The organism is Phenylobacterium kunshanense (assembly GCF_003254525.1).
GTDB classification, from domain to species: Bacteria; Pseudomonadota; Alphaproteobacteria; order Caulobacterales; family Caulobacteraceae; genus Phenylobacterium; species Phenylobacterium kunshanense.
This window is the reverse complement of record NZ_QFYS01000002.1, coordinates 188,579-197,886: the sequence shown is the minus strand read 5'-3', so window position 1 is coordinate 197,886 and position 9,308 is coordinate 188,579. Positions and strand designations below refer to the sequence as shown.

The window sequence follows — 9,308 nt, the reverse complement described above, 5'->3', positions numbered from 1 at the left end:
GCTGCGCCCGTGGGGTTGGGGAACGGGCGCACCAGTCGGACATCTGCGTCGTCCGACCACCATCAGATAGGAAGCAGGCAATCACGATTTAAGTCCCAGATCGCAAGTTCTTTGAGCGGCGTTTTGCGGCCGGCCGAGATGCCGGCGGCGGCGAAGGACCCTGGTCGGGCGTGGTGTCGGGACTGATGTCGCGCGACGGTCCCGGATCTCCGTCTTCGGAAAGCAGCACCGCGATCCAGCGTGTCCCCGGAAACTGAGCCAGGATGACCATCATCACAGTCGTCAGAGGGGTCGACAGGAAGGCGCCGGGCAGACCCCAGACGGCGCTCCAGAACGCCAGGGCGAGCAGCAGAACGATGGGGTCCATGTTCAGGCTGCGGCCCTGCATGCGCGGCTGGATGATATTGCCGACGAACATGGTGATCGCCTGCAGCACCCCGAACAGGACGACGGCCTGCCACAGCGTGTCGAACTGGAGGATCGCGAAGATCGGCGGGAGGGCGACGGCCACGATGCCGCCCACCACCGGGATGTAGGAGGCGATGAAGATCAGGATCGCCCAGAACACCGCGTTGTCGAGGCCCACGGCCGCCATCGCGATCCAGGAGGCCACGGCGATCATCAGGCCCGTGACGGTCTGGACCCAAAGATATTGCTCGACGCCGTTGCGGATCCGCAGGAAGGCGGCCACCGCTTCCTGCCGCTCGTCGCGGGCGCCGAACAGGCTGACCGCCTTGCGCTCCCAGCCGCGCCGCGACGCCAGGATAAAGCCCAGGTAGACGAGCACGAAGGCGGCCGTGGACGCGAAGGTCTGCAGCCCCCGGGCCACCTGGCCCAGGTGGCTGGCGGGGTCGGCCTGCTGGATGAGCTGGGTGATGGTCGGCGGCACATCCATCCCGACCATGCCGGCGAGGCGGGCGATGATGCCGTTGAGCTTTGGCGCATAGGCCACGAGCTGGGTCGCGAAGTTCGTGGCGTTGTCCGCCACGAAGAAGGCGGCGCCGCCGAAGATGGCCACCGAGAGGACGACCGCCAAGGGCACGGCCGCCCGCCGCGATACGCCGGGCAGACGCGCCTGAAGCACCCGCGCGAAGCCATCGATCATCACCGCCAGGAACATGGCGAGGGCCAGGGGCGTCAGGATGTCGGACAGCCAGAAGAGGACGGCGCCGGCCGCGATCGTCGCCAGAATGACCAGGGCGTTACGCGAGACCGGATCGGCGGCGGGGGCGGGCATGCGCGCTTTCACAGAGGACAGGGCGGGCGACTGTCGACGTCGTCGCCAGCGGCGTCAAATCGGGCGTGCTGTACCCCGGTTTTCCGGGATTGGGGAGTGATTTTGCCCCGCATTATGCCCGAGTCGGCATGGATCGACGCTCAGTCGTGGATTTTCGCAGCGCGAAACCCCGGCATCCATGAGAACCACGGAAAACATAGAGCGCACGGGTGACGTTGCGAATGGGGCCTGGGAGCACTGGCCCTTCCGTGTTTTCTGTGTGCTTCCGTGGTTCGTGAATCAGCAGGGATCTAGAATGACCGACAATGCCGTCCTGATCGGGTTTTCCGGCCAGCCCGAGCAACTGCTGCTGCATCGGGCCAACCGGCACGGCCTGGTGGCGGGCGCCACCGGCACCGGCAAGACGGTGACATTGCAGGTCCTGGCCCAGAGCCTGTCGGACGCCGGGGTGCCGGTCTTCGCCGCCGACGTGAAGGGCGACCTGTCGGGGATCGCCGCCGCGGGCGCGCCGAACGAGAAGATGCTGGCGCGGGCCGCGAGCATGAACCTGGCCCTGCATCCCGCCGCCGCGCCGGTGGTGTTCTGGGACCTGTTCGGCGAGGCGGGCCATCCCGTTCGGGCCACGGTCTCGGAGATGGGGCCCCTGCTGCTCTCGCGGATGCTCGAGCTGAACGACGTGCAGGAGGGCGTGCTCACCGTCGTCTTCCGCGCCGCCGACGAGGAGGGCCTCCTGCTCCTCGACATGAAGGACCTTCAGGCCGCGCTGACCTATGCGGCCGACAACGCCAAGGAGCTGTCGGCGCGGTTCGGCAACATCTCGCCCGCCACCATCGCCACCATCCAGCGCAAGCTGCTGGTTCTGGAGACCCAGGGCGGCGCCAACCTGTTCGGCGAGCCGGCGCTGCAGCTTTCCGACCTGATGCGGACCGACCCGTCCGGCCGCGGCTATGTGAGCATCCTGGCCGCCGACAAGCTGATCGCCAGTCCGAAGCTCTACGCGACCTTCCTGCTCTGGCTGCTGTCCGAGCTGTTCGAGGAGCTGCCCGAAGTGGGCGATCCCGACAAACCGCGTCTGGCCTTCTTCTTCGACGAGGCGCACCTCCTGTTCCGGGATGCGCCAAAGGCGCTGCTGGAGAAGGTGGAGCAGGTCGTCCGCTTGATCCGGTCCAAGGGCGTGGGCGTCTATTTCGTCACCCAGAACCCGGCCGACATCCCGGAGACGGTGCTGGGCCAGCTCGGCAACCGTATCCAGCACGCCCTTCGCGCCTATACGCCGGTGGAGCAGCGCGGCCTTAAGGCGGCGGCGGACAGCTTCCGCCCCAACCCGGCCTTCGACACGGCCGATACGATCCAGGCCCTGGGCGTGGGCGAGGCCCTGGTCTCGGTGCTGGACGAGAAGGGCGCGCCGACCATGGTGCAGAAGACCCTGATCCGCCCACCGGCCTCGCGCCTGGGCCCGCTGACCCCGGCCGAGCGCGCGGCGGTCATGGCGCAGAGCCCCGTGCGCGGGATCTATGATCAGGCCCTCGACCGCGAGTCCGCCCACGAGGTGCTGCAGAAGCAGGTCGCCGCGGCCCAGGCCGATGCCGAGGAGGCCAGGGCCGCCGCCGCCCGCGCCAAGGCGGAGGCCGACGACGATCGGGGCCGCGCGCCCGCCCGCGGGAGCAGCCGCATGGGCATGACCGAGATCTTCACGAACACCCTGGTCCGCAACGTGGCCAATCAGGTCGGGCGTGAGCTGGTCCGGGGGCTTCTGGGCGGCCTGGCCGGTTCCAGCCGCGCACGTCGGCGTCGCTGAGGAAGGTTAGGCGCGGGCCATCCGCCGCCGCGCGCCGCGCAGAGACGTGCCGACGGTCGCCAGGCCGACCATCATCAGGGCCCACGTCCCGGGTTCCGGCACGGGGGACGCCGGCTCCTCCAGGATGGCCCACCAGAACTGCCCCTGCACCCGGCCCCGGTGCGGCTCATAGTTCGCGTCGCTGAACTGGCGGCCGGCGATGTTCGAGAAGTTGGTCAGCGACAGCGTATAGGTCTGTCCGCCGACGAGCGCGAAGTCGCCATCGCCGGTCCGCGGAAGCGGGCCGTTCGGATCAGTGAGGTCGATCACCGTCGCGCCGTTCAGTTGCAGGTCCCAGCCGGTCAGGCCGAACGGGTCGTTGCCGGGCACGGTCCGGTCGGCGACCACCTGTCCCTCCCAGATCAGCAGGCCGTCGCGGTCGGCCCGGAAGGTGTACGACCAGTTCGGATTCAGGTCGTTGAACGATGCGCCCATGAGGCCGAAGTCGGCGGTATTGCTGAGGGCCCATCCGAACTCGATGCTCACGCTGCCCGAGGCGCCGTCCGGCGCCCACTGTCCATTCGCGGAGCCATAGGCGTTCACCCCGGCAACGTCGAAGTCCCGGGCGGCGGTCGCCTGCGAACTGGTGAAGGCGATGCGGGCCTGCGGGGCGCCGGTCCAGCTCGCGGCTCCGGTGTCGCTGTCCGCGACATCGCCGCCCAGAACGAACGCGTGGGTCTGCAGCTGGACCAGGCCCGAGATCGGCGTGAGCGCCGCAGCAGGACTGGCGCAGACCGCGCCGATGGCCGCCAGGGCCGCGATGGTCACGACGCGCATTAGGACTACCCCCGGCGGTCTCGCCCACAGGACATACGTGGGGCACGCCCCGCCTCAACCAGTACGCGAGCTCTGCGAATGTCCCAAACAAAAAGGAGCCCCCGCTCGCGCGGAGGCTCCCGATTGTTCGGCGGTGGTCGCCGCGCTTAGCGCGGGGCCATCCGGATGCCGCCGTCGAGGCGCACGTCCTCGCCGTTGAAGTAGGTCGTCTGGATCATGGTCAGCGCCAGGTTCGCGTACTCCTCGGCGTTGCCGAGGCGCTTCGGGAACGGCACCGAGGCGGCTAGGGCTTCCTTCACCTGCGGCGGGGCGGCGTTCATCAGCGGGGTGTTGAAGATGCCCGGCAGGATGGTGTTCACGCGGATGCCGTCGTTCATCAGGTCACGGGCGATCGGCAGGGTCATGCCGACCACGCCGCCCTTGGACGCCGAATAGGCCGCCTGGCCGATCTGGCCGTCCTCGGCCGCCACCGAGGCGGTGTTGATGACCACGCCGCGCTCACCGTCGGTCAGCGGCTCCAGGTCCAGCATGCCCTTCGCCGACTTGGCGATGCAGCGGAAGGTGCCGACCAGGTTGATCTGGATGATCCAGTTGAAGGCGTCGAGCGGGAAGTGCTTGGTCTCGCCGGTGGCCTTGTCGCGGCTGGCGGTCTTGATCGCGTTGCCGGTGCCGGCGCAGTTGACCAGGATGCGCTCCTGGCCGTGGGCCGCGCGGGCCTTGGCGAAGCCGGCGTCCACGTCCTCTTCCGAGGTCACGTTGACCTTGCAGAACACGCCGCCGATTTCCTTGGCGACCGCTTCGCCCTTCTGTTCGTTCATGTCGAAGATGGCGACCTTGACGCCCTTGGCGGCCAGGGCGCGCGCGGTGGCCTCGCCGAGACCCGAGGCCCCGCCGGTGATCACCGCCGCGACGTTGGAATTGAGTTCCATGGAACAATCGCTCCCATATGATGCGAATGAAAAATTCGGCGAAGGCTTAGCCTGATGAGCGCCCGCAAAAAAGCGTCACCCGACGTCACCTTCGATCCGGAGGCGGAGATCTCTCCCAGCCGGGCCCTCGTGCCGTCTGTGATGAAGGTCAACGAGCAGCGTGTCGAGGCGGGCTTCTGGCCCAAGATCCGACGCGTCGCGGCGAGCATCCCCTTCGCCAAGGAGGCCCTGTCGGTCTGGTACTGCGCGAGGGACGACGAGACCCCGCTGGCGGCCAAGGGGATGATGCTGGCGGCGCTGGCCTACTTCGTCCTGCCCGTCGACGCCGTGCCCGATTTCATCGCCGGCCTCGGCTACACCGACGACGCGGCGGTGTTCACGGCGCTGATGGCTGTGGTGGGTCGCAACCTCAAGCCTCGCCACAAGGCCGCCGCCAAGGCTGACATCGAGCGGCTGAGGGCGGAGTAGTCAGGCGTCGGCCTCGCCGCTCAACTTCGCGGATCGGGCGAGCTGCTGTTCCCGCAGGGTGATGAAGAGGGTCGAGGCCACCACGACGCCGGCGCCGGCGAGGGTCCAGACGGTGGGAACCTCCTGGAACAGCAGGAAGCCCGCCGCGGCGGTGAACACCAGGCGCGTGTAGTCGATCGGCGCCATCGCCGCCGCGTCGCCGGCCTGCATCCCCTTGATGTAGCAGGCCTGGGTCGCCGTCCCGATCACGCCCATCAGGCAGAGCAGGGCCAGGTCGACAGGCTCGGGCCACCGCCAGGCGATGAAGGCGCCCGGGAGGCTGAAGATCAGGCCCAGGGTCATCGCCCACACCAGCAGCACGGTGGGAGAATGGTCCCGCGTCATCACCTTCATTCCGGTGATCGTCAGGGCGAACAGGAACGAGGCGGCCAGCATCGCCAGGGCCGGCAGGCCGAGGCTGAAGTCCGCCCCCGGCCGCAGCATCAGCAGCACACCGCCGAAGCCGACCAGCGCGGCGGCGATGCGCAGGGGGCCCACGCGCTCGCGCACCACGAAGGCCGCCAGGGGCACGAGCCACAGGGTGCGCGTGAAGGAGAGCGCGTTCGCGTCGGCCAGAGGCATCTTCTGGAAGGCGTAGAACGACAGGATCATCGCCAGTGTCCCGGCCGCGGACCGGAACAGCAGGATCCCGGGCCGCGTCGTCGCATAGGCGGCCCGCCCACGGCGCAGGATCAGCGGCAGCAGGACCGCGAAGCCCGCCGCCTGCCTATAGAAGGTCTGCAGCGCGGCGGGGTAGTCGTCGCCCAGGAACTTGATCAGCACGGTCATCGCCGTGAAGCCGAGCGCCGAGCCCAGCATCCACAGCGCGCCGCGCAGATTGTCAGGGCGAGGCTGCGCCGCCGCGGTGCTCACGGCTAACCAGCCGCCGGCGCTTCGAACGCGCCGCCGAAGATCTCCGCGAAGGGCGAGGGGCCGCTCTGGTCCCAGCTATGCCGCGAGCCGACGGTGATCCCGCCGTCGACCACCAGATGCGTGCCGGTGACGAAGGCCGAGGCGTCGGAGGCCAGGTAGAGCGCCGCCTGGGCGATGTCGTCGGGCAGGCCGGGCTTCGGGATGGGTTGGGCCTTGGCGGCGTTCTGCGCCACCAGCGCCGCCATCTGGTCGGCCACCGCGCGGGGGAGGCCCAGCGAGGCGCCGAAGATCGAGGTGGCGATCAGGCCGGGGCAGATGGCGTTGACGCGGATGTTCTTCGGGGAGAGCTGGGCGGCGGCGCAGCGGCTCATGTGGATCACCGCCGCCTTGGCCGAGGAGTAGGCGATCGGCCCCCAGCCGGCCTGCAGGCCCGCGATCGACGCGGTGTTGATGATCGACCCGCCGCCCCGTTCGACCATCAGGGGCGCAGCGTGCTTCATGCCGAGGGCCGGACCGCGGACCAGGATGTCGTAGATCCAGCCCCAGCGCTCGGCGTCGATCTCCGCGATTTCGCGCATGGAGTCCGAGATGCCGGCGTTGTTGAAGAGGACGTCGAGCCCACCGAATTCCGAGGCCGCGAGCTTCACGGCGGCCTCGATCTCCGCATCCTTGGTCACGTCGCAGTGGGCGTAGCGCACCTGGCCCGGGAAGCGCTGCTCCAGCATGGAGCCCTTCTCGTCCTGGATGTCGGCCGCCACCACCTTCGCGCCTTCGGCGACGAACAGCTCGACCGTACCCAGCCCGATCCCCGAGACGCCGCCCGTGATCACCGCCACCTTGCCGTCCAGCCGGCCTGCCATGTCGCCCTCCCTTGTAGGTTATCGGCGATCAGTAGAAGCGCCGGAAGCGGCTGTCACCCCCGACGGCGGAACGAATTGTTCAAGGTTACTGCCTAGCTGTCGGCCCAGAGTTGGGGGATGCGTAATGACCTTCGCCACGGCGGGTCGAGTGGGGGTGGGCAGCGTTCGGGCCCCAGGATGGGTTCAGGGCCTTGGGCGGGCCTTCGCCGCGTCCCCGACAGGGCCCGGCGGCGCGGCCTCCGGCGTCATCTCGGCGCTCATCGTATTCGTGGCGGCGGTCCCGTTCGCCGGTTGGGCGCTCCCCGCCGCCTGGCTGGCGCCGATGGCGATCCTGGCGGTCGCCGAGCAGGCGTGGCCTGCGCGCCGGCCGGGCGCCTGGTGGCGCGAACTCAATCCCTTCGCATGGCTGTCGAGCGCCGGATACTCGGTCGCGGCCTTCTACCTCGTCTTCTTCCACAAGAGCTCGGCCCAGACGCTGGGCGTGACGCTGTACGGCGTGCTGATTTTCCAGATTCTCGCCCGCGACTACACCGCGCCGCGGCGCCTGATGGCCAATCTGTCGGCGCCATTGCTGGCGGTCGTGCTGGTGCAGGCGGCGGCGGCGACCATGCTGGTCCAGCGTGGGGTCCCCTGGCAGATCCTCACCCTGGTCGCCAGCCCGTTCATCGTCTTCCGCGCCTTCCGTACGATGCAATCGCACCTCGTCGGCGCCCACACGCTGGAACGCCGCGCCCGCGCCGAGCTCAGCGAAAGTGAGACGCGCTATCGGATGCTCGCCGAGCGGTCGCCCGACATCATCATGCGCTGCGATACCTCCGGCCGCATCGAGTACCTCTCGCCGGCCGCCGCCAACTACGGCTACGACCCCGCCTCGCTGATCGGGCGCGACATCCGGGAGGTCATGGACCCGACGGACTGGGGGCGGCAGCAGGCGCTTCTGCAGGAGCTCACCCAGGGCCGCTCGACGGAGCCCGGCGCGCCGGCGGTGTGGCGGTGCCTCCGCGCCGACGGAACGCCGATCCTCTTCGAGGGCGCCTTCTCGCGTCTGGTCGACGACGGGGGACAGGTGGTCGGCGCCATGGCGGTGATGCGCGACGTGACGGCCCGCGAGGCCATGGAGGACGAGCTTCGCCGCCGCCAGGCCGCCGCCGAGGCGGCCGCGGTGGCCAAGAGCCAGTTCCTGGCCAACATGAGCCACGAGATCCGCACGCCCCTGACCGGAGTCATCGGCTTTGCGGGCCTCCTGAAGGACGTGCCCCGCCTGCCGAAGGAGGCGCGCCGCTACGCCGATCGCATCCACACCAGCGCCGGCGCGCTCCTGACGGTGGTGAACGACGTCCTCGACTTCTCCAAGCTCGAGGCCAACCAGGTCGAGCTCGATCCCCAGCCGCTGGAGCTCCGGTCCTTCCTGGACGAGACCCTGGACCTTGTGCGGGGGCTGGCCGAGGGCAAGGGCCTGCGGCTGAGGCTCGATCCGCTCGCCGCGGACCTCCCGCAAAGGATCGTCGCCGACGGCGCGCGCCTGCGCCAGGTGCTGCTCAACCTGCTGACCAACGCCGTGAAATTCACGGAGGCCGGCGAGGTCGTGGTCACGGCCGGCGCGGGGACTGGCGAGGGCGTCCTGCGCATCGCGGTGCGCGACACCGGCATCGGCGTCGCACCCGAGGTCGCCGACCGGCTGTTCGTCCGCTTCTCCCAGGTGGACGGATCGAACGCGCGCCAGCACGGCGGCAGCGGCCTGGGCCTCGCCATCTCCAAGGGCCTGATCGAGATGATGGCCGGCCGGATCGGGATGGAAAGCCAGCCTGGCGACGGCTCGACTTTCTGGGTGGAACTGCCGCTGACACCGGCTCCCGCGGCGGTCAAGCCTTCGGTGGTCGAACGCGACCCGGACATCGAGGTGGAGTCGATCCGGCTGCTCATGGTCGACGACGTGGCGGTGAATCGCGAGCTGGTGACGGCGATCCTGGAGCCGTTCGACGTGCGCATCGTCGAGGCCGACAGCGGGGCGGCCGCGGTGCAGGCGGCGCTGGATCAGCCGTTCGACGTGATCCTGATGGACCTGCAGATGCCGGGGATGGACGGGCTGGCCGCGACCGCCGTGATCCGCGCCACCAGCGAGTTGAACCGCGAAACCCCGATCGTGGCCCTGTCGGCCAACGTCCTGGGCGAGCACGTGGCGAGCTGTCTTGCCGCCGGCATGAACGACCACGTCGGCAAGCCGATCAGTCCGGGCGAGCTCCTGACGAAGATCGCCCGCTGGACCCAGCCGGCCGCCTGAGACGACC

The 9,308-nt window shown here is 69.4% G+C and carries 8 protein-coding genes; 3 read left to right on the top strand and 5 right to left on the bottom strand.

The features are described 5' to 3' along the window. Nucleotides 1-88 precede the first annotated feature (88 nt). Nucleotides 89-1,237 (bottom strand): AI-2E family transporter, encoded by a 1,149-nt coding sequence (locus DJ019_RS05270; protein ID WP_111274948.1) that lies wholly within the window; start codon nucleotides 1,235-1,237, stop codon nucleotides 89-91. Between the two features lie 295 nt (nucleotides 1,238-1,532). On the opposite strand from DJ019_RS05270, the gene DJ019_RS05265 reads away from it, so the two are divergent. Then, the gene (locus DJ019_RS05265; RefSeq protein WP_111274947.1) at nucleotides 1,533-3,035 is read left to right on the top strand and encodes a helicase HerA-like C-terminal domain-containing protein; all 1,503 of its coding nucleotides are present in this window, start codon (nucleotides 1,533-1,535) and stop codon (nucleotides 3,033-3,035) included. Between the two features lie 6 nt (nucleotides 3,036-3,041). Here DJ019_RS05265 and DJ019_RS21140 read toward each other — a convergent pair whose 3' ends face one another. Both DJ019_RS21140 and DJ019_RS05255 read right to left on the bottom strand, forming a co-directional pair. Then, a complete protein-coding gene (locus DJ019_RS21140; RefSeq protein WP_205854091.1) occupies nucleotides 3,042-3,851 on the bottom strand; it encodes a PEP-CTERM sorting domain-containing protein in 810 nt (269 codons plus the stop codon). Nucleotides 3,852-3,997: 146 nt separating this feature from the next. After that, on the bottom strand, nucleotides 3,998-4,780 hold the full coding sequence (locus tag DJ019_RS05255; protein WP_111274946.1) for an SDR family NAD(P)-dependent oxidoreductase: 783 nt from the start codon (nucleotides 4,778-4,780) through the stop codon (nucleotides 3,998-4,000). A gap of 54 nt (nucleotides 4,781-4,834) precedes the next feature. Between DJ019_RS05255 and DJ019_RS05250 the strand changes: the two genes are divergently transcribed. Beyond that, a complete protein-coding gene (locus tag DJ019_RS05250; protein ID WP_111274945.1) occupies nucleotides 4,835-5,248 on the top strand; it encodes a YkvA family protein in 414 nt (137 codons plus the stop codon). On the opposite strand, the gene DJ019_RS05245 is transcribed toward DJ019_RS05250, so the two are convergent. Both DJ019_RS05245 and DJ019_RS05240 read right to left on the bottom strand, forming a co-directional pair. After that, on the bottom strand, nucleotides 5,249-6,160 hold the full coding sequence (locus tag DJ019_RS05245) for a DMT family transporter (protein ID WP_276309974.1): 912 nt from the start codon (nucleotides 6,158-6,160) through the stop codon (nucleotides 5,249-5,251). A 2-nt stretch (nucleotides 6,161-6,162) separates the two neighbouring features. Next, nucleotides 6,163-7,020 (bottom strand): SDR family NAD(P)-dependent oxidoreductase, encoded by an 858-nt coding sequence (locus tag DJ019_RS05240; protein WP_111274944.1) that lies wholly within the window; start codon nucleotides 7,018-7,020, stop codon nucleotides 6,163-6,165. Between the two features lie 124 nt (nucleotides 7,021-7,144). Between DJ019_RS05240 and DJ019_RS05235 the strand changes: the two genes are divergently transcribed. Then, nucleotides 7,145-9,301 (top strand): hybrid sensor histidine kinase/response regulator, encoded by a 2,157-nt coding sequence (locus tag DJ019_RS05235; protein WP_165843902.1) that lies wholly within the window; start codon nucleotides 7,145-7,147, stop codon nucleotides 9,299-9,301. The last annotated feature ends 7 nt before the right edge of the window (nucleotides 9,302-9,308 follow it).